This window comes from Candidatus Brocadia sapporoensis, assembly GCF_001753675.2.
Taxonomy (GTDB): Bacteria; Planctomycetota; Brocadiia; order Brocadiales; family Brocadiaceae; genus Brocadia; species Brocadia sapporoensis.
In genome coordinates, this window is sequence record NZ_MJUW02000082.1 from 1 (window position 1) to 22,740 (window position 22,740).

Genomic DNA, 22,740 nt, shown 5'->3' on the forward strand with positions numbered 1-22,740 from the left:
TGGGCGATTCATGCCTAAAAATAACCTTTTTTCAGCTCGAATTGCGAAAGTCGGGTTAGATCATCAGGATATCTTTGGTCATTATAAAATAGAGGTGGAGAGCGAACCGCGCAACTATGATGTTCTTGTAAAGGAAGTTCAGCGGGAAAGGGGTGAAAAAATAAAGGAAGAAATGAAACTGGAATGGAATGACAGCTTTCAGCATCCCGAAAAAATCTCAATCGTTGATGCATCGGAGTTAATAAAAAACAAACCCTATGGGAAAGGTGGCAATGCCCATAGCGATATTTACACCCCTGGCATTGCAAATTTTATGTGGAATTGCATCCACAACATCGAAAATGTTCGAGACTAATTCTCCTGTTGTCTTTCAGATAAATGAAGACATCCAGAAACCATAAAAAATGAATTAAAAGCCAGATGAAGCTTTAGTTAGCGCTAAAACGAAAGGCTGTGGCAAATCCGCTTCGCCCATCGTAATTCCATTCCTGGTTGCCCTCCTGGAATCGATGGGTAGCAGCCTTTCCCATATCCAGGACTTTGTCAAATTCCTTTGCCCAAACCGAAAAATTCTTGTTCACAATTTGGGTTGGTTTATCGGGATCACCCGTTCCATGCAGCAACTCGATGTCTAATATTAGGTTGTTGGCCGCACTCGCCTTCTTGTGCCATGGGGACGATTCCGTTTGGACGGGTACGTATTTTACCGTAATCCTGTCATGAGGAACTTTTGCAAAGCTGAATACGTGATTCTGAAAGATGTCCAATAATGCGTTTTTCTGAACGGCGGCGGCCTTTTCATCGATATAAAAGACAATCCAATTTTTGTCGGGTCTTGCTGTTAAATCTGTTATGCCAATAACGGTTTGTCCGTCCAAGGTATGTTGCCCGTAAACTCCCTTTTTAATATGAAAGACACCGCTAATCTTACACGTTTTATTATGGGTTGGTTCGCTCCCAAAGAGGCATGGACAGCCAGGATTGCAAGTGCATCCCTCAAAATACTCACCTTCAATTGACCATGCAGGGTCAGCGAAAACAGCGCGGGCAAAACCACACAACCAGATGGAAACCATAAATCCTGCGAACAAATATCTCATCCTCCACATCGTATACCTCCTCCTTCTTCTGATAAAATAAGACATCAAACCGATCATGGATATACAGGCCGATCGTTTTCCTTATCCTTCGGTAGTCGTTAGACTTCGTAACACCATTAGCATAATCGGACAAGTATTTTTTGTCAAGAATTATAGATTATAGGGGTTGGATTAAACCGGGCAATTTGGCGGATAAAAAGCCTTGCTAATAAAGAGGATATAAGTTATAAATTGGCCAACATAAACAAATCATTTTTTATTTTATAGTATATGCTGCTTCAGGTCTGCAATTCTATAATATTCATAGCCCGGCTACAAAACGTAAACCTGATGGAGAATAAATATTGGAGATAACGTCTTAAGCACCGGAGCGGCAAGGAGAGAGGAGCAAATTAATAACGAAAGAATTTCAAAAATCTTACAAGTTTTGTTGAAAACACGCCTCAATTAGTATATATTACTGCATGTAAGATAACCTCTCCCGTTTCAATAATCTGGAATTATTGTAAAACATCTATCAGGAAAATGTTGAATGGAACCGATTAGACGTTTAAAAATCGATTTCGAAAAAGAAATCATTTCCCCTATTCAACTTTACTTGATGAGCATCCTGAACACCAGTGATATTGTATATGATGTGGATGGAGAAGTAGTCGGTGAAGTTAATGCCTCTTCGTATTGTAAAACACTTCGTTTTATCAGCGAACGAAAAGATTTATGCCTGTCTTACAATCGTGAACTGGCAAAAAGCGCCATCCAATATAAAAAACCCTTTGAGGATATGTGCCCGGGTGGTTTAACGACGCTTTCAATGCCGCTTTGTCTGGACGAAAAAACCGTTATTGGCGCACATTGTGTGACAATTTCCAACCCATTCCGTTCAAAATTCAGTGTATATGATGTTGCAGCACAATTCAATATTGATGCCCGTATTTTATGGGATGCCGTGAAAAAAACCCCTCCTATACCAAAACCCATTCTGAAAATTGCCCGCGAGCAGGCAATTTTGACAACTGAGCTGATGTCGAAGATGATGAGCCGTATGTATATCTTAAAGCAGAGCGAAGCAGCAATGGCAAAAAAATACCATGAGGCTGAAGAGATTTTCAAACGTCACAAAAACGAATAAGTCTTCAGTGATATTAAATTTATAGCTTGAAATTTTTATGAGAAATGCTAAACTTTTCATCGGTCTGCTTCTCCGTGTTTGTGCCGATGGGAGTCTTTTTCATATTAATCATAAAATCTCTTATGTTTGCGCCGTTTACAAGACCTACCTTTAGACAGGAGGATGTACGGGATGAGAAGTATTGCTTTGCTTAATCAGAAGGGGGGCGTAGGAAAAACCACCACAACCGCAAATCTGGGGGCATGTCTCGCGATGCTGGGAAAAAAGGTATTGACTATTGATATGGACCCGCAAGCCAATCTCAGTGTACACCTCGGAGTGGAAATTCATAGTTTAAAATACTCCGTATATAATCTCATTATGGGGGAGTGCAAGCCTGAGGAGGTAATCTTGCATACTTCGGTGCTGGGTCTGGATATTATTCCAGCCAATATTGAGCTATCAGGGGCAGAGATTGAGTTGGTTGGTGTTGTAGGAAGAGAGACGGTACTCAAGGAGTATTTGGGAAATGTCCTCGATCAATATGATTATGTTCTTGTTGATTGTCCTCCATCCCTTGGTTTGTTAACGCTGAATGTCCTGACCTTTGTGCAGGAACTTTTTATTCCTTTGCAGACAGAATTCTTTGCATTGCAGGGTGTCAGTAAATTATTGGATACGTATGAGGTTGTTCGCAAGCGGCTCAATAATAATCTGGAGATTACCGGTATTATTTTCTGCATGTATAGCAGCCGTGCCCGGCTTTGTAACGAAGTAATTGAAAAAGTAAAAGAGTATCCGCCGCTTGGAGACAAAGCATTCAATACGATTATCAGAAAAAATGTAAAACTCTCAGAATCGCCAAGCCATGGTAAGCCAATTGTCACCTATGCACCGAGCTCCCATGGCGCTGAGGACTATTTTGCCCTTGCTAAGGAAGTGCTACAACAAGAAAAACGGCAAAAGGTAGTTTGATGTGGGCAGTGGTTGCACATGACAAGTTATCGGTAAGGCATTTAGCTTTATGCTAATTTTCGTTTTATAAATATTTTAAAGACGGAAAAATTTCTCGTTTATGCCGGCCTCTCTAACCGGCATGGTATTGGTGGGAGGAAATATGGGAAAGGATAGTGTGCTCGGCTTTGATCCATTGAATTGGATGAAGGTGTCAAAGGAGGGTGAAAAATCGGTTCCTGCGGGGGAAGTTCATGCAGCGGATCAGAATGATACAAGGGTTGTTCAAGTGTCCGGTTCCCGCGTAACAGCGAAACAACAAATACCCTCTCCGGTAATTGGTAACAAGGCGCCACATATTCCGAAACAATTGAAGCTTCCTGATGCGATTGATAACAGAGCCGACGGAGTTTCCGTGCAAAAACAAAAGGTTGTGATTGGACGGCGGCATGAAAATCCGTCTGCTGAAAAAACAAAGTCAATGCCACAAAACACTGAGGGAATATTTCAAGAGCCCGTGCATTATGTCGAACCGGCAATGCCGGCGTCCAGACGTATACACCCGATTCAGAGAAATGAGTGGAAAATAAATCGGCTGCCTTTCACTTTGTCTTCGGAGCAGATTTCTACCTATATCATCATTGCTTATACAGCGCTTTTACTTGTTTTGGGATATTTTGTATACAACGACCTATCGAAACGGACGAGCAGAATTGAGGCGAGGCTTTTTGTTATAGAAAAGGCTCTGCGTTTGAAGTAGCATTAAGATTTAATCGTGGCATGTTCACCACGGAATATCTTTACCTTGCCGTTATCCAGCTTTAACATCAAACCGCCGTTATTTGAGATATCAATAACCCTGCCCGTGTATTCAGCGTCACAGTCCTTGATGGTTAGCGTTTCGCCAACGGTAATGCAAAGATTCTTCCATCGTTCGGTAATGTATCCAAAGTGCTCGTCTTTCAGTATGGAAAACCATTTGTCAATATCCTGAAGCAGGGCCTTCGCAAGGAAAACACGATCAACAGCCCCGAGTTTTTCTATAGCCAGCGAGGTTGCTGGCAGATGGGTATGTTCTGGAAGTTCTCCTTCAGAAGTATTAACGTTAAGTCCAATCCCAACCAAAAACACCGACTGGTTTTTTACTCTCTTTTCCCATTCAATTAACACACCGCCAACCTTTTTCCCGCCAATCAGGATGTCGTTTGGCCATTTAATTTCAGCAGGAAGTTGCAATGTTTCACGTATTGTTTCTGTGATTGAAACAGCGATCGTGCCAACGAATAAGCAGAGATGGTCGAGTGGTATGTTGTGCCGTAACAAGAGAGTGAAAAGCAAACCCTTATATCTGGGGCAGAACCATGAATTGCCAGAACGTCCTTTTCCCTGAGTTTGCTCCTCTGCAAAAATCACGGTACCATTTTTAAATTCCGTACGCGCAATTCTCTTGGCAATATTCATAGTCGACGTTGTTTGTTCGTAAGTTATTATGGAACTTCCTACAATTCTGGTTTTTAATCCTTTCGTGATTTCTTCCGGATTTAGACGTTCCGGCGCTTCTGGCAATAGGGTTCTGTTTTGTGACTGATTGTTATTTGTGCCGTTGCCCATTTTAAGGAATTCTGGTTTGTTTCCAGTCACTTCTTTGTGAAAAGTTCTTTTGCCTGTGTTCTTGTTTGAATTTATGACGAGGTTGTTGTGGTTTGTTTGTAACATGGACAACTGTTTCCTGAGAGGATAAGTTTTTTGGTGAAAATAGTTTCGGGTGCACAATACTATGTCACAAATCAATAAAAAGTCAAGAATGAAAAAGAAAAATCGATTTTTTTATTGTATGGGATAAGAAATATCAGAATCCTGCCATACTGACAGATGTTGTTTTGTGCTCAAAATTTTCTGCTGTCACAATGGCATACCCATTGTGAAGAATGAGTCTTTTGTTTTAATTGTATTCATTGTAACATCCTTGATAATGGATAGTTAATGTTGTTTAATTTTTGTGTACATATAAAGGCATTGTATTTGCTCACTATCGCCAATCGATGATTTTTAAGTTTGAATTTTATTGTGTTCTGATAAAAACCTAAGGTATTGAAAGGAGGTATCAATGGCAAAGCAGCTATCTTTTGATGAAGATGCAAGGGCGGCTATTGCGCGAGGTGTTTCGAAACTTGCCAAGGCGGTTAAGGTTACTCTGGGACCCAGGGGGAGAAATGCTGTATTAGATAAGGGATACGGAAGTCCCACCGTAACTAAGGATGGGGTATCGGTTGCTGAGGAGATTGAATTAAAAGATCCTTATGAAAATTTAGGGGCAAGGCTGGTGCGGGAAGCCGCATCAAAAACCAGCGATGTTGCTGGTGATGGGACTACTACAGCAACGGTTCTTACTGAAGCAATATTCCTGGAGGGGCTCAGATATGTGACAGCGGGGGCAGATCCTATGTCGCTCAATAGGGGGATGCGGAAAGCGCTGGACAAAGTTGTAGAAAAACTTAAAGAGATGAGCAAGAAGATCAAAAATCAGACAGAAATTGCGAGCATTGGTGCAATTGCGGCAAATAATGATCCGGAGATTGGTAAAATGATTGCCGATGCAATGAATAAGGTGGGGAAGGATGGCGTCATTACAGTCGAGGAAGGAAAGGGTCTTGAGACCAACGTGGATGTTGTGGAGGGTATGCAATTTGATCGTGGTTATCTCTCCCCTCATTTTGTTACGAATCCTGATGCCATGGAGGTTGAGTTCAAAGATCCTTACATACTGATCTTTGAGGAGAAGATATCTGCTATTAAGGGCTTGGTCCCGCTTCTCGAAAAGATAGCAAAGACAGGGAAGCCTCTTTTTATTATTGCAGAAGATGTCGAAGGTGAAGCATTGGCAACGCTTGTTGTCAATAAACTTCGTGGTACGCTGAGTTGTGCTGCGGTAAAAGCTCCCGGATACGGCGATCGCAGAAAAGCGATGCTTGATGATATTGCTATTCTTACGGACGGTAAGGCAATATTTAAAGATCTTGGCATTCAATTGGAAGGTATCGACCTCCGCGATCTGGGGCGGGCAAAAAAGGTTACTATTGATGCCGACAATACAACGATTATTCAGGGCGCAGGAAGTACCGATACAATCTCAGGGCGTATCAAGCAAATCCGTAACGAAATTGACATGACAACATCTGATTATGACAAAGAGAAGTTGCAGGAGCGCCTTGCAAAACTTGCCGGAGGGGTTGCGCAAATATTTGTTGGTGCAGCAACAGAGAGTGAGATGAAAGAGAAAAAGGCCAGGGTGGAAGATGCACTACACGCCACAAGAGCCGCTGTTGAAGAAGGGATCCTTCCCGGTGGCGGTGTTGCGTTGTTACGAGCTGCAGATGTTCTGAATGACCTGAAGTTGAAGGGCGATGAGGCTATGGGTGTCGATATTGTAAAGAACGCCCTTTTGGCTCCTGCGAAACAGATATTTAAGAATGCAGGTATGGAGGGATCTGTGGTCATTCGAAAGATATTGGAATCCAAAGACAAAGCATTTGGTTATGACGCAGAGAAAGAAACTTATTGTAACCTTATTGATGCTGGTGTTGTTGATCCGACAAAGGTAACAAGAAGTGCATTGCAGAACGCTGTGAGTATTGCTGGCATTCTGCTTACAACAGAATGTATCATTACCGATATTCCTAAAAAAGAAGAGGAAAAGATGCCGGGTGGTATGGGGGCAGGAATGAGAGGTATGGGTGGCATGGGAGGAATGGGAGGCATGGGTGGTATGGGTGGCATGGGAATGTAATCTCTAACGTAAATTAAATTTGTATAAGATTTACATGTTTTTACTATTTTGATTCTTATTTCGTGAGGAGGTAAAGAAAAAAATGATCAGACCATTAGATGACAGGGTAGTTATTGAACCCATGGAAGCCGAAGAAAAAACAGCAGGCGGAATTGTGTTACCAGATACAGCCAAAGAAAAGCCCATGAAGGGGAAGATTGTTGCTGTTGGCGATGGGAAGATGTTGGAAAATGGGAAAAGGGCAGAACTTTTAGTGAAAAAGGGAGACAAAGTCCTTTACGGAAAATACGCCGGAACCGAAGTTGCTATGGACGGTAAGGAATATCTGGTTATGAGAGAAAGTGATATTTTGGCGAAGATCGAGTAGTGCCGGTAGCGCTTTGAAGTTTGTAAGAATTAAATTTTTTTGGAGGTTATAAAATGGCGGCAAAGCAATTACTGTATGATGAAAATGCCAGAAAGTTGCTCCAAAAAGGGATTAAGCAGCTAGCAGACACCGTCCGCGTAACGATGGGCCCTACAGGAAGAAATGTGATTCTTGAAAAAGGGTTTGGTGCGCCTTCGGTCACAAAGGATGGCGTAACCGTGGCAAAGGAAGTTGAGCTGAAAAATCCCTTTGAAAATATGGGGGCAAAAATGGTTTGCGAGGTCGCATCAAAAACCAGCGACGTTGCAGGAGATGGTACAACAACAGCTACAATTTTTGCGGAGGCCATCTTCAACGAAGGGTTGAAAAATGTGGCGGCAGGAGCAAATCCGATGGCAATCAAAAGGGGTATTGACAAGGCGGTGGAAGTTGTCGTTGGGGAACTTAAGAAGTTGAGTAAACCTGTGAAAGGACGCGCTGAAATTGCCCAGGTAGGAACCGTCTCTGCAAATAATGACGCATCAATTGGCAATCTGTTGGCGGATGCTATGGATAAGGTCGGCAAGGACGGGGTAATTACCGTAGAAGAAGCCAAAGGAATCGAAACTACATTAACCGTTGTTGAAGGTATGCAATTTGACAAAGGGTATCTTTCTCCATACTTTATTACCGATGCGCAGAATATGGAAGTTGTTCTGGAGGATGCTTATATACTCCTTCATGAGAAAAAGGTGTCCAGTATGAAGGATATTCTTCCCTTATTGGAGAAGATCGCGACGAGTGGAAAACCATTATTGATTATTTCCGAGGACGTAGAGGGCGAGGCGCTGGCTACCCTGGTGGTTAACAAGCTTCGTGGTGTGTTAAGTTGTGCGGCGGTAAAAGCCCCTGGTTTTGGAGATCGTAGGAAGGCAATGCTTGAGGATATCGCCATATTAACCAAGGGACGTGCTATTACAGAAGATTTGGGCATAAAGCTGGAAAGCATCGGTATCGAAGACCTTGGTCGTGCAAAGAGGATTACGATTGACAAGGACAATACGACAATTATTCAGGGTTCCGGAAAGAAAGCAGATATTCAGGCAAGAATCGCTCAAATAAAAAACCAGATTGAGCAGACGACCTCTAATTATGATAAAGAAAAGTTAAGCGAACGGCTTGCAAAATTAGCGGGTGGTGTCGCGGTCATTCATGTGGGAGCTGCTACGGAAACAGAGATGAATGAGAGGAAGGCGCGTGTGGAAGATGCATTGCATGCGACCCGGGCAGCCGTAGAAGAAGGGATTGTTCCAGGCGGTGGTGTAGCCTTTATTCGGGTAATACCTGCTCTCGATGAAGCGCGGAAGAAATTCAAAGGAGATGAGAAGGTCGGTGTGGACATCGTTGTAAAGATTCTTGAGTCGCCTTTGCGTCAAATTGCATCAAACACAGGGGTTGATGGCTCAGTGGTTGTGGAAGAGGTAAAAGAGCTGGCAACCAATATGGGCTATGATGCCAATACGGGAAAGTATGTAGACATGATCAACGCAGGTATTGTAGATCCGGTGAAGGTGTCTCGGGTTGCTTTACAAAATGCAGCAAGCGTTGCCGGACTTTTGTTGACTACAGAAACCATTATTACCGAATTAAAGGAAGACGAAGAAGAAAAGGAGATTGAGGGTAGCATCCATTAAGCCGGTTATTTGTAGACAATTAAGACATTGAGGGAAGTAAAAAGGCTGCGTTACGTAGCCTTTTTACTTTTATGCGTTATAGATGCATTTGACAAATGCTGGGAGAAAAGCGTTCTGAATCAGTTTTTGACAAGAGTCGTAAAACATCTTGATTTTATGCAGTTGTATGTACTATAATCTTGCAGTACTATTCACGTTTCATGTCTTATGGCATATCTTTATATAAAAATACCTTACTTAATACAGCATGGAAGAAGATTTTTATAAAATTCTGGGTGTTGACAAAAACGCAAGCGGGGAAGAGATAAAAAAGGCGTATCGGAAGATTGCCTTAAAGTATCATCCCGATCGAAATCCTGGAAACAAAGAAGCTGAACAGATATTTAAAAAGGCTGCGGAGGCTTATGGTGTACTGGGTGACACCGAGAAGAGAACGAAGTATGATCAATTTGGAATGGATGGCCTGAGAAGTACGGGGACTCCTGGTTACAGCACCTTTGAAGATATTTTTGATGCTTTTGGAGATATTTTTGGCGGCGGGAGTATTTTTGAGGATTTCTTTGGAGGGGGACGCGCTCGTGGAAAGGCTGCGCGGAAAGGGGCAAGTCTGAAATGTGATATTGAAATTGATTTTAAAGACGTTGCTACCGGAGTCGAAAAAAAGATTGAACTAACGAAAAGAGAAATCTGTGATACTTGTCGTGGGACCGGTGCCCGCGAAGGTAGCCAGCCCGTTGCCTGTTCGTACTGCAGAGGAAAAGGAGAGGTACAACAATCGCAGGGGTTTTTTACACTGCGAACTACGTGTCCGAAATGTCACGGAGCCGGTAAAATAGTAGAATCTCCCTGTACAAAATGCGGTGGTTCTGGACGATATCCAAAAAAATCGGTTATCTCTATTCAGGTTCCGCCCGGAGTCGAGGATAGTACCCGTCTGAGGCTGACTGGACAAGGGGAGCCAGGTGAAAGCGGAGCCCCGTCAGGAGATTTGTATTGTGATATTCATGTTAAACCCCATCCGATTTTTAAGCGACAGGGAAACGATGTCCTTTGTGAAGTGCCAGTCCCTTTTGCACAGGCGGCACTGGGTTGCACGATTGATGTCCCTACGCTTACCGGCAATATTATTCAGGTTAAGATACCGAGGGGAACTCAAAATAATGAGGTCATTCCCATTCGGGGAGAAGGATTTCCCAATTTGCATGGATATGGCAAGGGGAATTTGTTGGTGCAGGTAATTGTAGAAGTGCCTACGAAGATGACGCCACGGCAAGAGGAATTATTGCGTGAATTTGCAGAACTGGAGAAAAAGAATATTTCTCCCAGACAGAAAAAATTCTTCGAGAAGATGAAAGGTCTCTTTTGAAGAATTTTGCAGATGAAGATGCTGAAAAAAACAAAAGAGGATAAGCGGTTTGCATCGGTAGTGCACAGCCCGTTTTAGATAATCTGATAGTTGATGAGGAAAAGATATGCCGACATATGACTATAAATGTAGTGCTTGTAATCATTCATTTGAGTTGTTTCAACACATTAATGAAAATCCCGCAAAAAAATGTCCTGCCTGTGGGAAATTGAAAGCAGTGAGGGTGATCGGGGCAGGAGGAGCGGTTATCTTTAAAGGTTCTGGTTTCTATCAGACGGATTACCGAAGTGAGGAATATAAGTCAAAAGCCAAAAAAGAAACCGAACCGGCAAAATCTGAAAAAACGGAAACCAAAGCGACAGAAAAGAAATGACAAACCGGAAATACGATATGAGAAGAATGAATTGTCCTCATTGTAAAAAAGAGTTTCTCTACCGGAGGGTGCAGGATATGCCGACGTTTCCTTTTTGTAGTGATCGGTGTAAGCTAATTGATCTTGGTTCGTGGCTTGATGAAGAGTATCGCATTGAGGAATCGGTAGGCGCAGAAATAATGCGACAATTAGAAAAAAAGGAGCGAAAGAAAAATGAGTAAGGTAAAAACGGTAATGTATACTTGGTGTGATATCTTTCGGGCCTTTAAAATGGCTTTTGATCCTAAGAAAATGGTCCTTGGGTACGCCGGCCTTTTGGCAAGTCTGGCATGGTGTAGCCTGGTGGCTGCATTTTTTTCTGCTCTCAAATTAATTGATACTACCCCCGCCTTCTTTACGAAACTTGTCCTCTTCTCCGTTAAAGAGAGTGTCCAGGTAATCGTAAAAAGCGTATTCTCATCGCTTATACCATTGGATTTTGGGAAACTTTTCGTCTTCGGCGTGCTCGTTTTTGGCCTTCTGATGATTTGGTCATTAGTGGGTGGAGCCATTACACGGCTTGCCGCACTGGATTATGCCAAAGATGAAAGTGGCCAGTTGTCTGATGCCCTGAAATTTGCCAGGAAAAAGATATGGTCTTATTTTTGGTCGCCTTTGGTGCCGGTGATTGGTGTCTTCTTCTTTGCTTTATGTAATGTGATCGTCGGCCTCATTGGGCGGATACCGGTCGTTGGTGAAGTTTTTATCGCAATAGGTTTTCCGTTTGCCCTGATCTCTGGATTTTTCATAGTCTTTATTGGTGCGATCGGTGCATTAGGGTTATGCTTTATGTTTCCCACGATTAGTGCCGAAGGATCAGACGCTTTCGATGCAATGAGCCGTGCATATAGTTATGTCCTTTCCCGTCCAAAGCAATTCCTTTTCTACTGCATGATAAATGTACTTTATGGACTCGTTTGTCTGTTCGTAATTGCGTTTGTTGCATGGCTTATGATACGATTGTCTTTTTTTACCGTAGAAACAGGCATGGGACAGAAATTTTCTTCAATTCAATCCTTCATATCGCAAAAGTGTAATATTGCTTGTCTCGGGTTTTGCAGCGCAGCATCTCCTGAGGTTACGACGGCAACTATTTCTCTGGATCGATGGACATTGAAATTCCTTGCAGGCATGCTCATTGTTTATATCTTTTTGATTAAACTGGCAGTATGGAGTTATCTTACTACGTATCTGTTTTCAGCGAAGACGATTATATATTTTCTGCTAAGAAAAGAAATTGATAGTACCGACATTTCGGATGTTTACATGGAAGAGAATGAACAAAAAACGGAAAAGGCTGAAATGACAGAGAAGAGAGATGAGGAACTATCTTCGCATGGGGATAAGCAGGAAAATTCTTTTCCTGACAAAGAAAGAAATCGCTAGGTTCAATAAATTAAATAATATATTTTTGTTAAACAATGACTATTCCGGTTGTTACCATTGTTGGCAGGCCGAATGTAGGAAAATCTTCCTTACTCAACTGCCTCGCAAAACGCAGAATTTCTATTGTCGAGCCTACCAGCGGTGTCACAAGAGATCGCGTGTCAACAGAAATTCAACACAAGGATTACGTGTTTGAGTTAATCGACACCGGGGGAATGGGGGTAAAGGATACAGATGGTCTCACGGAAGAGATAGAAGAACAGATAGAAATAGCGCTTCATAAAGCCGATATAATCCTGTTTGTCGTAGACATTCGTGAGGGCATAACTCCGTTGGATAGTATGGTGGCGGAGAAATTACGACGATTGGGGAAAAAGGTGATCCTCATCGCAAACAAGGTTGATACCCCAAAGTTCGAATATCATATATCGGGTTTTCATGCGTTGGGATTTGGTAATCCGGTCCCCCTGTCAGCCCTCGAAGGATTTGGAAGATCTGAATTGCTGGATAAGGTCGTTTCGCTCTTGCCAGCGCCATGCCATGGGTTGATTTCTTCGGTACCGATTCTGAAACTTGCCATTGTAGGTAAACGAAATGCGGGAAAATCAACGCTCATTAATACCCTGGTGAAAGAACAACGGGTTATTGTGAGTGATGTTCCTGGCACTACGCGTGATTCTGTGGATGTGCAATTTGAAATAGACGGTAAACGATACCTGGCTATTGATACGGCAGGCTTAAGAAAGAAGAGGCAGGTCAAGGACTCAATTGAATTTTATAGTATGGCACGTGCTCAGAGATCTATCCGCAGGGCTGATGTAGCATTGTTTCTTATCGATGCGACACTAAAAGTGTCTGAGGTAGATAAAAAATTGGGTGATTATATCGTCTCCGAATATAAGCCATGTATCATCGTGATTAATAAATGGGATTTGGTCTCAGGAGTAGAAACACAAAAATTTAATGACTACATTTCTAAATGCCTGCCAGGACTCTCCTTTGCTCCTATCTCCTTTATTAGTGCCAAGAATGACGTACACGTGAAGGAAATGATACACCTGGCTTCGGAGCTTTACGAACAAGCCCACAGCCGGGTCACAACATCTGAATTAAATCAAACGATGGAAGAAGCGATTGCTTTACATCGGCCAACACGCACGAGGGTTAAATCTCCGAAAATTTATTATACTACCCAAGTGGGAGTTGCTCCTCCAACCTTTGTTCTTTTTGTTAACGACACCAAACTTTTTGACAATGATTATGAACGATACCTTTCCAATCAGCTCCGCAACAAACTGCCGTTTTCTGAGGTTCCCTTAAAGTTTTATTTTCGGGCAAGGACGAAAGCGCCGTTAAGTCATGTTTAGTGCTGCTAAAATTTTATTGCATTCAAAGTACCATGAATACTGCAAAACCAAAAGCATTTTAAGAAGAGAAAAAGAATGGTAGAGATGGGAAAATATTTTTTAGACTTCGTTTTGCATCTGGACAATCACTTATACGATTTGGTCGGCACCTATGGCGTATGGGTACATATTTTCCTGTTTTTGATTGTCTTTGCAGAAACAGGATTTGTAGCCACGCCTTTTTTGCCAGGAGACTCATTGCTATTCGCTGCTGGCGCAATTGCCGCTACGGGTGCTTTGAATGTGTATATCCTGATGGTAGTTTTGATTACTGCAGCAATTCTTGGCGATACGGTAAACTATTGGTTTGGCTATCACATTGGTCCGAAAATATTCAGGAAACATAAGTCTGTATTTTTTAATCCTGAGTATCTTAGACGGACGTATCAATTTTTTGAAAAATATGGAGGCAAAACAATTATTATTGCCCGATTTGTCCCCATTATTCGTACCTTTGCGCCATTTGTTGCCGGTATTGGCCGCATGACGTATTTACGCTTTGCTTTATATAACATTCTTGGGGCGATCTTTTGGGTACTGACCCTTGCCTTCATGGGGTATTTTCTCGGTAATTTGCCCATCATTAAGCAAAATTTTAGTTTTATGATCATTGCTATTATAATTATTTCCTTTATCCCTGCAGTTGTTGAATATTTTAGGCACCGTCAAGTGAAAGAGGAAATCATCGAAAATTAGATTCGTAATAATTGTTCACATCTGTTAAATTGCCGTAACTTTGATAACCACGCAGCACATCTTCTTTTGCACAGAGAGTATTCGATATCAATCCACAACGTGAGTCCAGGTAAAAGTACCGCAAATGATTAAGAAGAAGTCTTTGATCTAGCACCGAACAGTCGTTTTAATATGAAAGTGTCAACTATTATTTTCGTTATACCGGCGGTTGCGGGTGCATATGCGATGGGGGTGATTACCCAAATATTCCGGCCTGCAGAGAAAGTTAACGCAATATGGCTTATCCTCGCCGCGGTCTGTTGCTTTATCGTATCCTACCGATTTTATGCTGCATTTCTCGCAACAAAGGTACTGAATCTTGATGACAACAGGATACCACCTTCAAGACGGTTGTGTGACGGCAGAGACTATCATCCTACTCATAAATGGATACTTTTTGGCCATCATTTTGCTGCAATCGCCGGGGCTGGTCCCCTGATAGGGCCGGTTCTTGCAGCCCAATTCGGCTATCTCCCTGGTTTTTTGTGGATACTGATAGGGGCATCTGTAGGTGGCGCTGTCCATGATACCGTCATCCTTGCTGCATCTGTCAGGAGAAACGGCAAATCACTGGCGCAGATTGCGAGAGATGAAGTTGGTCTGGTTGCCGGAGTCACCGCAGCAATAGCGATTCTCTTCATCATTATTGTTGCCCTGGCAGGACTGGGGCTTGCAGTTGTCAATGCTCTTTCTCACAGTCCCTGGGGAACATTCACGATAGCTGCAACAATACCTATAGCGCTGTTTATGGGTTTGTATCTATACAAAATCAGATATGGAAAAGTGGCAGAAGTCAGTATTGTCGGGGTGATTTTCCTTGTATTAGCGATCTTTTTTGGCAGATACATCCCCGGTTCTCCCTTTGAACCATATTTTAACCTGGACAGAAATCTCATTATCGGCCTTATGGCATTCTATGGGTTTGCCGCGTCAGTTCTTCCCGTATGGATGCTCCTTTGCCCCCGGGATTATCTTTCCACCTATATGAAGATCGGTACGATTCTACTTCTTGCCTTGGGAGTGATATTTCTTACTCCTTCCATCCGTATGCCTGCTGTTACAAAATTTATTCATGGTGGCGGTCCGATAATACCAGGAACTTTATTCCCCTTTATGTTTATCACCATTGCGTGCGGGGCAATATCCGGATTTCACGCCATCGTTTCGTCAGGCACTACCTCCAAAATGATTGAATATGAGTCTGAGATAAAGATGATTGGTTTTGGCGCTATGCTGGTAGAGGGATTCGTCTCCGTGATTGCACTTATTGCAGCAACGATACTAATACCGGGGGACTACTTTGCAATCAATACTAATCTTTCGTTTGACGTTTTGGCAGAATTAGGTTTTCCGGTAGACAAAATTTTTCAACTCTCCGAAAATGTGGGCGTCGATGTTGCGGGAAGACCAGGTGGAGCTGTTTCTCTTGCGGTTAGTATGGCTTCACTCTTCTCAAGTCTTCCTGGTATGAAATCCCTCATGCCATACTGGTATACCTTTGCACTTATGTTCGAGGCGCTCTTTATTCTCACTACCATTGATACAGGGACAAGAGTGGCCAGGTTTATTCTTCAGGAATTGGGTAGTTATGCATACAAACCTTTGGGAAAAACAAGCTGGATTCCCGGGACGGTCGTATCCAGCCTTCTGGTAGTCGGCGCATGGGGTTATCTTATCTATACGGGGAGCATTTCAACGATTTGGCCGATGTTTGGCGTTGCAAATCAACTATTAGCGGCAATTGCCTTCTGTGTTGGTACAACCATAATCATAAAGATGAACAAAATCAAATATGTATGGATAACATTTCTGCCCATGGTATTTATGTTCGTAACAACCTTTGTGGCATCTTACCAACTCCTTTTTGTCTTTCTTGAGAAAGCAGCATCATCAAACTTGCCGGGGGACGTCTTTACCTGTAAACTCGATGCAGCACTCATTGTTATAATGGCAATCCTTGCCATCATCGTTCTTTTAGATTCATTCTATAAATGGTATGGTTGTCTCATAAAAAAAGATTGATAACGCCGGATGTTTATGACTCGTAACGGCTTGAATTATGGAAGTGGCCATGGATTTTGATGATCAACAGGGAAATACACCCTAAACGCATTATTCACAGCAACAACAGGGAGAACAAAATGAATTTGCATTCTCAATAAAAATCTGCGTATAATACATTTTTTATTACCAAAAAGGAGAACAGCGATTTTATGTACTCACCCGAAGAACAAAAGTATATTAACAAGCTTATATCTATTCTTAGAGGAAATAATGACGACAAAAAGATTGCCGTTAAAACCACGCTTGATGCGCTAAAGCGGGACATATGGGACGATTCATTGCGGGGAGCAAAAAAATCATGAATCTGTTTATAAACTCCAAGAGAAGAAGTTTATGTACTCATGGCTTTCCTCAGGAATTTTCACAATCTAAAAATTTGTAAGCGTTGTCCGGTTAGAAATTTGTGTGTCTTGTTTTATTGCTCTCGAGAGGTCACTCCCGCATGTTTTTAGCGGGAATCCAGAAAGTTCTGGGTTCACTGGATACCCGATAAAAGCGTTCGGGTATGACAAAACCGTACCAGCAAATTTCTAACCGGACAACGTTGAAAATTTGTATATCTTATAAAATTTTTACCAAAAGAAGTATTGACGTAATAGTTTTTCCTGCAGTATGCTCAGGATTTACAATAAATGTCAGGGCTAGCAGAAATCGTTAAAGGTATCGGCTCTTGTGGGTGTCGTACCCAATCGTTCCGTCAGTTATAATCTGTCGTTAGGAAAGGAGAGAAAGATGTCTATTTTAAAAGAATTCAAGGCATTTGCCATGCGTGGCAACGTACTCGATATGGCAGTAGGTATTATCATAGGTGCTGCTTTTGGTAAGATCATTACTTCACTGGTTAATGATGTCATCATGCCTCCCATTGGCTTGCTCCTGGGGAGGGTAGATTTCAGCAATCTCTTTGTTAATCTATCAGGTACACATTATGGCAGTCGTGCAGAAGCACAAGCTGCAGGGGTTGCAACAATCGGTTATGGGGCATTTATCAATACCATTATTGATTTTCTTATCGTGGCATTCGCCATTTTCATGTTAATCCGGGTTATAAACAAAGTCACACAACCAAAACCCGTAGCTGCACCGGCAAAAACAAAGGAATGCTCATTCTGCATCTCCCCTGTTCCGATAAAGGCTACCCGGTGTCCCTTTTGCACTTCTGAATTGAAGGCATAAAAGAGTAAAGCTGTGCGAGGTTAATCCACGAGTTGCGGCAAAATATCGGATGCACATTTATCTTTATTAAACAAGGCCGTTTTCTCATTAACGATGGATTAAAAAAATAACTATAGTGAATGCAAAAAGAACGTTGTCATTGCGAGTACATTCGCATTGCTCTGTGTAAACTCCGCGAAGCAATCTCCCGTGTCCGGATTGCTTTGGGCTGCCGTCCTTGCAATGACACTTGCTTGTATTGCGTTTACTGTGTAACAAGATAACACATTCATCTTAATAGATATTTTTTTTATCAGGTTCATTTTCCAAATGTGCCAGATAACGGATAGCGGTTTCATTGGTTGGAGCGATCTCAAGAACTTTTTTGTACCAATAGATGGCAGTTTTTTTCTCACGAATTTGACGGTAGGCATGACCAAGATTCAAACGGATGCGAACCTTACTGAGGTCGTTTGCGCCTGACAAAAGCTCTGCCTTTCGGTAATTTTCGATTACGAATTTATAGAAGTCGGTCCGATGGTATTTCGCCAGTGGCCATATAGTATCTGCTGATTCTTTATAAAAACGTACAGATTTCTGGTTCCATTTTTCGCCCCAATTCAGAAGTTCAACAGCTTGGTCTGCTTTTCCCTCACCGTCGGGCATTCGGTTTGGATTTTTTGTCCACGATACCCATTTAGACCACAACAACCAAGCCATGGTAGTATAGGTATCAATATCTTTGTGATTAATAGCAACAATTTGATAACCAATGCGAATTGCATTGTTATAACTTCCCTGAGGGCTATCAAACTGCTGGTTATCTATGTAAAATCCCATACACTCCCTTAACTGTTCTGTATCATATTGCCATTCCAAATCCTGAAGCACCCGCTCGCTTAAATCATAGATGCTTTGGTCTGGATTGGAAATCCCCTCAACCTTTTCGATTGCAAAAGAAGGATAGTGGGCTAGAACGACAATACCAAAAACAACGGCTATGGAAAATATCAACCGCATAGATAAAACTCCTTTCAATAAAAAAAGCCTTACTGCAAAAGATGTAAGTTCTACCCATCTTCGGCAGTAAGGCTATCTTTTCTTGCCTTTACTTCCCTGTAAGACTAAGACCCTTTACTTTGCGCCCCCTGATCGCTCAAGGTTTGCCTTTATCGGTATATGAAATATTTATTAGGATGACATTAAGAGTCTTTTTTGTCAAGTAAAAATTCGATTGTTTTATCATGTGTTCTTAATGCTTTGATTAGTTTGCTAACATAACCTATATCTATACATTATATTACTACAAAACAGCTACAGGGTCTCTTATTTAAAAATTTTCGTTATCAGCGTAGTCAAACGATTAAGAGAGGTTGTAAAAACTCACAAAAAAATATTTTTGCACATAATATTATATGGTACGGCTTTGTTCATTTTTTAAAATGATTATTGATTTGCTTTACCAAATCACCGCATCTTACCGTAATGTCATTCAAAATATCTTTATATTTTTTACATATTAGTTTTAGTTTACTCATCTTGTCTGTCTTGTTCGTGATCTTCCACGTGCCATATTCTTTCTGAAGTATTTTGGTTATTTTTGGTAAAACTTTTCTGTGCCGTTTGCCACGTTCGTCTGTCCATTCATCCTCTCGGTCGAAGCTAATAACCGCTTGGTTGTTATCCTCATCAATATCAATTACTTCGTTTCGAATAGAAACAGTAATATCACGAACACACGAATAATACTTCTGCAACTTCTTTTCCTCTTTTTCTGAAGATATATGTCCTATTTCTTTTAATGCTTCAATATCCGTCTTTTCCCATGCTTTTTTATACTCCTGTAACCACCTTTGTATTTCATTTTTTATTATTTCTTTCTTGTCTGGCACCGTTTCTTTAGGATCTCTAATGATGGCATATTTCTGAACTTCATCAACAATTTTATTAAGAGAATTATTGTTCTGGTCCTTTTTTACCGATATATGATTGGAACCGTTATCAGTCCGATATTGTGGAGTTAGAACTGATCTTTTGCTGGTGTCGATGTTATAGAATTTGTTGTCTGCATCAATTTTTTTGTTTGAAAATATTTTTATAGTATCATCCGAAATCGCCTGTTTAGTACCAATATCATTTTTTTGAAATGCATCTGTTTTCTGAAAAGGTGCCTTATAAAGAGGTATGTTATTCGAGGGAGTATTTTCCGTCTGCCATCGAGGCCAATAAAACTTGTAAAGTGATAAAGGGATTATTAGGGAGATCAGTATCATGACGAGTACCGGGCGATTGGAATACTTTGCAAACATTGACCTTGTATCGCCTTTCTCATTTTGCAATAACGACCTCAGTTCATCTACGGATCGGGGTCTTTTGTCTTTATTTTTTTCTAAACATTTAAAAATAATGTATTCAATGTATTTTGGGATTTCTACTTTCTTACCTAACTTCCGGAAAGGAGTCGGTTTTTCATTCAAATGTTTGTTCATTAAGACTATTTGGTCCCCATGAAACGGAGTCTCTCCGGTTAACATTTCATACATAATAATTCCCAGAGAATAGATATCCGTCCTTTCATCACATGCGCCTCTCCATTGTTCGGGTGCCATATAAAGAGGTGTACCTATAATACTCCCGGTGAGAGACACATTGTCATGTGACCAAAGTTTTGCTATTCCAAAATCTAAAACTTTTACAAAATCATCTAACTCTCCGACCTGAGACAACATGATATTCTGAGGGGTAATATCCCGATGTATGATCTTTTTTGGGTGTTTATGAGCTGCCGCTATTACATCACACACCTGGAAAATAATATGCAACATTCTTTCCACATTGAATGGCCCATGATCTCTTATAATTTCCTTTAAATTCCTGCCGTGGACAAACTCCATTGCCATGTAAATTGTGCCAGTTACATCTCGGTCAAAGTCGTACAGGTGAATAGCATTGGGATGGTGTAATTCACAAATAGTTGCGGCTTCATTATAAAATCTTTTAATATCCTGGTGATTATCGCTTAAATTTATATGTAATATTTTCACTGCGACAATATTATCAATATTCAGCATCCTTCTTTTTGCCTTATAAATGGTACTCCAGCCCCCAACTGCAATTTTTTCTACAACTTCATATTTTCCGCCTAATAATTTACCGATATAAAAATCGCATGTCTGCTGGTAAAAAGCAGCCAACGTTTTACCGGATGTTATCGATGTTTGAAGTGTCTCCATCGCACTAATATTTTGATATTCAAAACTTCTGTCACAGTATTTGCAATACATGACTTCCTGAAGATCGGCATCCGTTTTTTTGAATTCTTTTTTGCAATGTGGACAGAAAACAATGGTGATCCCAAGAGTCTTTAGGAGGCATCCCCTTTGTTCCAATGTAATATGCCCGCGTTCTGCCATGACGACATCAAGGCTTTTCCGGGGGTCTTCATCCTCGAAGGTGTCGATAATGCGCTGGCAGGTATACACCTGATCGGGCGTTATGAATCCTTCAGAAATGGCAAGATTTCCAAATTCTGTATCTAAATCTAATCTGCTTTCCATGGCTATTTTCTGGTGAAAAGGTTAATGCGAGATATAGAATTCAGAGAAATTTAATTAAGACTTGACTACTTAGCCCGGCGTTAGGGTAACATCATTTTGAGTATCTGTAGAAATGATTTCTCGATGTATTTGTTTCTTGTTTCTTGTCATTTTTTCGTAAATACTTACTACTAAAATAGACAATATAAAAAACATGAAACCGCAACATATCATTCTGACATCTTGCGAATTCAGATAGAGAAAGCGAAATTTTTGCCCTATTAGGCTGCCAACCACAAGGCTGATAAGAGGAAGAATGAAAATGAGAAGCATGCCTTTATAAGGAGAATGTGTGATTGTTTGAAACGTTACCCGCTGCCCTACATGCAATCCAGGAAGTACATCGACTTCAAAAAAATTGCGTTTGTTTCCTGTCTCCACACAACCGCTACAACTTTTACATTCCTGTAAATTCTGTTGTATTACCTCCACGGTTGCGCGACCACCATCAATATACTTGATAATCCCATTTTCAACAACCTTTTTTTGCTTAAACATGTCAGGCAACCACTACCTTAAGCCCCTTGGGAAGGTTGTTGTGCCTGGGTGGGATTACCAACCTTTTCCCGCATCAATTTCCCAACTTTGAATACTACTACATTTTTTGCCGGTACAAAAGCCACCTCACCGGTCCGCGGATTCCTTGCCTTTCGTGCTGCACGTTGCCGTATTTCGAAAACCCCAAAATCACGTAATTCAATACGATTGCCTTGCGCAAGCTCACTAATAATCTCATCCAAAAACATTTGGATTGTTTTCTTTACGACCATGTGGGTATTATCTGTTCTTCGGGCAATTTTCTCGCATAGATCCCTTTTTGTCGTTGTTTGCATTACAATTCTCCTTTTCTAACTATGGAATATGTTGGTGGTAGCCTTGTGGAAATCAGTATGGTTGGCAAATTAAAGTAAAATATCACCTCCTTGTTTCAGAAAAAAAGAAAAATCTTTGCTTGTCTTAACTAACTTCTAGGCATGATGTTTATGATTAGTTGCGACATATTATCAATTCAAAAGATTAATGTCAATACGATTTTAACACTTTTCAGGATCTAAATTTAAGATATAAAAAGCATCATGGCTTAATAGCCTTTTAAAATATCTTGACAAAAAATTAATAAATATTATATTGTACACTCATACGATCGAGTTTTTTAATTGAGCCGCTTAAAAAATTTTAAGGAGTTAGAAAAGTATGAAAGTAAATATTAGAAAAAGTTCTATAAAACATAAAAAAATGTGTGGCTTCCGAAAAAGAATGCGCACAAAGGGTGGGCGTGCGATCATAAAGAGAAGAAGGAGAATTGGCAGAAGGCCGCTCCTCGATGTTTAATATCAAACATAAAAAGACCTTACATATGATTCTAAAAATATGTAAGGTCTTTTTGTTTTCCTGCAGCTTAATTAATCGATAATTACAATCGCTTCTACTGGGCACTCTTCGGCAGCCTGTCTGCAAAGGTCTTCATTTTCAGAAGATACATCAGCATCTTTTGCTTCAGCAACATCCCCCTTCATATAGAAAACATCTGGACACGTTTGTACACATAGTTCACAGCCCGTGCAAATATCAGGATCTACTTTTGCTCGCATAATCAGTCTCCTTATTCTTCATTTCTTAAAACGTATTAA

The 22,740-nt window shown here is 41.1% G+C and carries 24 protein-coding genes and 1 riboswitch; of the genes, 17 read left to right on the plus strand and 7 right to left on the minus strand.

The genetic code is table 11. From position 1 onward, the window contains the following. Positions 1-355: hypothetical protein (locus BIY37_RS07510; protein ID WP_230402466.1), on the plus strand; the 355-nt coding region annotated here is incomplete at its 5' end. A gap of 73 nt (positions 356-428) precedes the next feature. Here the strand turns inward: BIY37_RS07510 and BIY37_RS07515 are convergent. Then, positions 429-1,109, minus strand: a complete 681-nt coding sequence (locus BIY37_RS07515; RefSeq protein WP_070067220.1) for a DUF1326 domain-containing protein — start codon at positions 1,107-1,109, stop codon at positions 429-431. A 523-nt stretch (positions 1,110-1,632) separates the two neighbouring features. On the opposite strand from BIY37_RS07515, the gene BIY37_RS07520 reads away from it, so the two are divergent. The 3 genes from BIY37_RS07520 to BIY37_RS07530 all read left to right on the plus strand — a co-directional run bounded on the left by BIY37_RS07520 (position 1,633) and on the right by BIY37_RS07530 (position 3,922). Next, positions 1,633-2,229 (plus strand): PocR ligand-binding domain-containing protein, encoded by a 597-nt coding sequence (locus BIY37_RS07520; protein WP_070067221.1) that lies wholly within the window; start codon positions 1,633-1,635, stop codon positions 2,227-2,229. A gap of 171 nt (positions 2,230-2,400) precedes the next feature. Beyond that, complete coding sequence (locus tag BIY37_RS07525) at positions 2,401-3,183, plus strand: ParA family protein (protein ID WP_070067222.1); 783 nt, start codon at positions 2,401-2,403, stop codon at positions 3,181-3,183. 142 nt (positions 3,184-3,325) lie between these two features. Further along, positions 3,326-3,922 (plus strand): hypothetical protein, encoded by a 597-nt coding sequence (locus BIY37_RS07530; RefSeq protein WP_143299211.1) that lies wholly within the window; start codon positions 3,326-3,328, stop codon positions 3,920-3,922. 2 nt (positions 3,923-3,924) lie between these two features. On the opposite strand, the gene BIY37_RS07535 is transcribed toward BIY37_RS07530, so the two are convergent. Continuing rightward, the gene (locus tag BIY37_RS07535; protein ID WP_070067224.1) at positions 3,925-4,878 is read right to left on the minus strand and encodes a biotin--[acetyl-CoA-carboxylase] ligase; all 954 of its coding nucleotides are present in this window, start codon (positions 4,876-4,878) and stop codon (positions 3,925-3,927) included. 391 nt (positions 4,879-5,269) lie between these two features. On the opposite strand from BIY37_RS07535, the gene groL (BIY37_RS07540) reads away from it, so the two are divergent. The 12 genes from groL (BIY37_RS07540) (at position 5,270) to mscL (ending at position 17,534) form a co-directional block, all read left to right on the plus strand. Beyond that, a complete protein-coding gene (groL, locus tag BIY37_RS07540) occupies positions 5,270-6,949 on the plus strand; it encodes a chaperonin GroEL (RefSeq protein WP_070067225.1) in 1,680 nt (559 codons plus the stop codon). A gap of 82 nt (positions 6,950-7,031) precedes the next feature. Then, entirely contained in the window at positions 7,032-7,316 is a 285-nt protein-coding gene (gene groES, locus BIY37_RS07545; protein ID WP_070067226.1) for a co-chaperone GroES, read from the plus strand. 53 nt (positions 7,317-7,369) lie between these two features. Then, positions 7,370-8,989 carry a chaperonin GroEL gene (gene groL, locus BIY37_RS07550; RefSeq protein WP_070067227.1) on the plus strand — a complete coding sequence of 540 codons (1,620 nt, stop codon included), beginning with the start codon at positions 7,370-7,372 and terminating at the stop codon, positions 8,987-8,989. Between the two features lie 247 nt (positions 8,990-9,236). Next, a complete protein-coding gene (dnaJ, locus tag BIY37_RS07555; RefSeq protein ID WP_070067228.1) occupies positions 9,237-10,355 on the plus strand; it encodes a molecular chaperone DnaJ in 1,119 nt (372 codons plus the stop codon). Positions 10,356-10,461: 106 nt separating this feature from the next. Next, positions 10,462-10,728 carry an FmdB family zinc ribbon protein gene (locus tag BIY37_RS07560; RefSeq protein WP_070067229.1) on the plus strand — a complete coding sequence of 89 codons (267 nt, stop codon included), beginning with the start codon at positions 10,462-10,464 and terminating at the stop codon, positions 10,726-10,728. A gap of 17 nt (positions 10,729-10,745) precedes the next feature. Then, the gene (locus BIY37_RS07565) at positions 10,746-10,949 is read left to right on the plus strand and encodes a DNA gyrase inhibitor YacG (protein ID WP_070067259.1); all 204 of its coding nucleotides are present in this window, start codon (positions 10,746-10,748) and stop codon (positions 10,947-10,949) included. Next, positions 10,942-12,153, plus strand: a complete 1,212-nt coding sequence (locus BIY37_RS07570) for a hypothetical protein (protein WP_070067230.1) — start codon at positions 10,942-10,944, stop codon at positions 12,151-12,153. Before BIY37_RS07565 ends, BIY37_RS07570 begins: the two co-directional genes overlap by 8 nt. A 35-nt stretch (positions 12,154-12,188) precedes the next feature. Next, entirely contained in the window at positions 12,189-13,520 is a 1,332-nt protein-coding gene (gene der / locus BIY37_RS07575) for a ribosome biogenesis GTPase Der (RefSeq protein ID WP_070067231.1), read from the plus strand. 75 nt (positions 13,521-13,595) lie between these two features. After that, positions 13,596-14,255 carry a DedA family protein gene (locus BIY37_RS07580; RefSeq protein ID WP_070067232.1) on the plus strand — a complete coding sequence of 220 codons (660 nt, stop codon included), beginning with the start codon at positions 13,596-13,598 and terminating at the stop codon, positions 14,253-14,255. 171 nt (positions 14,256-14,426) lie between these two features. After that, entirely contained in the window at positions 14,427-16,316 is a 1,890-nt protein-coding gene (locus BIY37_RS07585; protein WP_070067233.1) for a carbon starvation CstA family protein, read from the plus strand. 191 nt (positions 16,317-16,507) lie between these two features. Further along, positions 16,508-16,660, plus strand: a complete 153-nt coding sequence (locus BIY37_RS13475; protein ID WP_179129333.1) for a hypothetical protein — start codon at positions 16,508-16,510, stop codon at positions 16,658-16,660. 436 nt (positions 16,661-17,096) lie between these two features. Beyond that, positions 17,097-17,534, plus strand: a complete 438-nt coding sequence (gene mscL, locus BIY37_RS07590) for a large conductance mechanosensitive channel protein MscL (RefSeq protein ID WP_070067260.1) — start codon at positions 17,097-17,099, stop codon at positions 17,532-17,534. A gap of 273 nt (positions 17,535-17,807) precedes the next feature. Here the strand turns inward: mscL and BIY37_RS07595 are convergent, their stop codons facing one another. The 4 genes from BIY37_RS07595 to BIY37_RS07610 all read right to left on the minus strand — a co-directional run bounded on the left by BIY37_RS07595 (position 17,808) and on the right by BIY37_RS07610 (position 21,942). Then, positions 17,808-18,533 (minus strand): tetratricopeptide repeat protein, encoded by a 726-nt coding sequence (locus BIY37_RS07595; RefSeq protein WP_070067234.1) that lies wholly within the window; start codon positions 18,531-18,533, stop codon positions 17,808-17,810. A 59-nt stretch (positions 18,534-18,592) separates the two neighbouring features. Beyond that, positions 18,593-18,691, minus strand: a riboswitch (cyclic di-GMP riboswitch). A gap of 252 nt (positions 18,692-18,943) precedes the next feature. Beyond that, positions 18,944-21,070 carry a serine/threonine-protein kinase gene (locus BIY37_RS07600; RefSeq protein ID WP_070067235.1) on the minus strand — a complete coding sequence of 709 codons (2,127 nt, stop codon included), beginning with the start codon at positions 21,068-21,070 and terminating at the stop codon, positions 18,944-18,946. 69 nt (positions 21,071-21,139) lie between these two features. Next, positions 21,140-21,607 carry a SoxR reducing system RseC family protein gene (locus BIY37_RS07605; RefSeq protein WP_070067236.1) on the minus strand — a complete coding sequence of 156 codons (468 nt, stop codon included), beginning with the start codon at positions 21,605-21,607 and terminating at the stop codon, positions 21,140-21,142. Between the two features lie 17 nt (positions 21,608-21,624). Next, complete coding sequence (locus BIY37_RS07610) at positions 21,625-21,942, minus strand: HU family DNA-binding protein (RefSeq protein WP_070067237.1); 318 nt, start codon at positions 21,940-21,942, stop codon at positions 21,625-21,627. Between the two features lie 361 nt (positions 21,943-22,303). On the opposite strand from BIY37_RS07610, the gene BIY37_RS07615 reads away from it, so the two are divergent. Further along, positions 22,304-22,441: a 50S ribosomal protein L34 gene (locus BIY37_RS07615; protein WP_080324933.1), complete on the plus strand. Its 138-nt coding sequence runs from the start codon at positions 22,304-22,306 to the stop codon at positions 22,439-22,441. A gap of 71 nt (positions 22,442-22,512) precedes the next feature. On the opposite strand, the gene BIY37_RS07620 is transcribed toward BIY37_RS07615, so the two are convergent. After that, positions 22,513-22,701 carry a ferredoxin gene (locus BIY37_RS07620; protein ID WP_070067238.1) on the minus strand — a complete coding sequence of 63 codons (189 nt, stop codon included), beginning with the start codon at positions 22,699-22,701 and terminating at the stop codon, positions 22,513-22,515. Between the last annotated feature and the right edge of the window lie 39 nt (positions 22,702-22,740).

What these genes read in the sequence shown, in the direction of transcription:
- BIY37_RS07515 (WP_070067220.1), bottom strand. Translation starts at nt 1,109, where the DNA reads ATGTGGAGGATGAGATATTTGTTCGCAGGATTTATGGTTTCCATCTGG.
- BIY37_RS07520 (WP_070067221.1), top strand. Translation starts at nt 1,633, where the DNA reads ATGGAACCGATTAGACGTTTAAAAATCGATTTCGAAAAAGAAATCATT.
- BIY37_RS07525 (WP_070067222.1), top strand. Translation starts at nt 2,401, where the DNA reads ATGAGAAGTATTGCTTTGCTTAATCAGAAGGGGGGCGTAGGAAAAACC.
- BIY37_RS07530 (WP_143299211.1), top strand. Translation starts at nt 3,326, where the DNA reads ATGGGAAAGGATAGTGTGCTCGGCTTTGATCCATTGAATTGGATGAAG.
- BIY37_RS07535 (WP_070067224.1), bottom strand. Translation starts at nt 4,878, where the DNA reads ATGTTACAAACAAACCACAACAACCTCGTCATAAATTCAAACAAGAAC.
- groL (WP_070067225.1), top strand. Translation starts at nt 5,270, where the DNA reads ATGGCAAAGCAGCTATCTTTTGATGAAGATGCAAGGGCGGCTATTGCG.
- groES (WP_070067226.1), top strand. Translation starts at nt 7,032, where the DNA reads ATGATCAGACCATTAGATGACAGGGTAGTTATTGAACCCATGGAAGCC.
- groL (WP_070067227.1), top strand. Translation starts at nt 7,370, where the DNA reads ATGGCGGCAAAGCAATTACTGTATGATGAAAATGCCAGAAAGTTGCTC.
- dnaJ (WP_070067228.1), top strand. Translation starts at nt 9,237, where the DNA reads ATGGAAGAAGATTTTTATAAAATTCTGGGTGTTGACAAAAACGCAAGC.
- BIY37_RS07560 (WP_070067229.1), top strand. Translation starts at nt 10,462, where the DNA reads ATGCCGACATATGACTATAAATGTAGTGCTTGTAATCATTCATTTGAG.
- BIY37_RS07565 (WP_070067259.1), top strand. Translation starts at nt 10,746, where the DNA reads ATGAGAAGAATGAATTGTCCTCATTGTAAAAAAGAGTTTCTCTACCGG.
- BIY37_RS07570 (WP_070067230.1), top strand. Translation starts at nt 10,942, where the DNA reads ATGAGTAAGGTAAAAACGGTAATGTATACTTGGTGTGATATCTTTCGG.
- der (WP_070067231.1), top strand. Translation starts at nt 12,189, where the DNA reads ATGACTATTCCGGTTGTTACCATTGTTGGCAGGCCGAATGTAGGAAAA.
- BIY37_RS07580 (WP_070067232.1), top strand. Translation starts at nt 13,596, where the DNA reads ATGGTAGAGATGGGAAAATATTTTTTAGACTTCGTTTTGCATCTGGAC.
- BIY37_RS07585 (WP_070067233.1), top strand. Translation starts at nt 14,427, where the DNA reads ATGAAAGTGTCAACTATTATTTTCGTTATACCGGCGGTTGCGGGTGCA.
- BIY37_RS13475 (WP_179129333.1), top strand. Translation starts at nt 16,508, where the DNA reads ATGTACTCACCCGAAGAACAAAAGTATATTAACAAGCTTATATCTATT.
- BIY37_RS07595 (WP_070067234.1), bottom strand. Translation starts at nt 18,533, where the DNA reads ATGCGGTTGATATTTTCCATAGCCGTTGTTTTTGGTATTGTCGTTCTA.
- BIY37_RS07600 (WP_070067235.1), bottom strand. Translation starts at nt 21,070, where the DNA reads ATGGAAAGCAGATTAGATTTAGATACAGAATTTGGAAATCTTGCCATT.
- BIY37_RS07605 (WP_070067236.1), bottom strand. Translation starts at nt 21,607, where the DNA reads ATGTTTAAGCAAAAAAAGGTTGTTGAAAATGGGATTATCAAGTATATT.
- BIY37_RS07610 (WP_070067237.1), bottom strand. Translation starts at nt 21,942, where the DNA reads ATGCAAACAACGACAAAAAGGGATCTATGCGAGAAAATTGCCCGAAGA.
- BIY37_RS07615 (WP_080324933.1), top strand. Translation starts at nt 22,304, where the DNA reads ATGAAAGTAAATATTAGAAAAAGTTCTATAAAACATAAAAAAATGTGT.
- BIY37_RS07620 (WP_070067238.1), bottom strand. Translation starts at nt 22,701, where the DNA reads ATGCGAGCAAAAGTAGATCCTGATATTTGCACGGGCTGTGAACTATGT.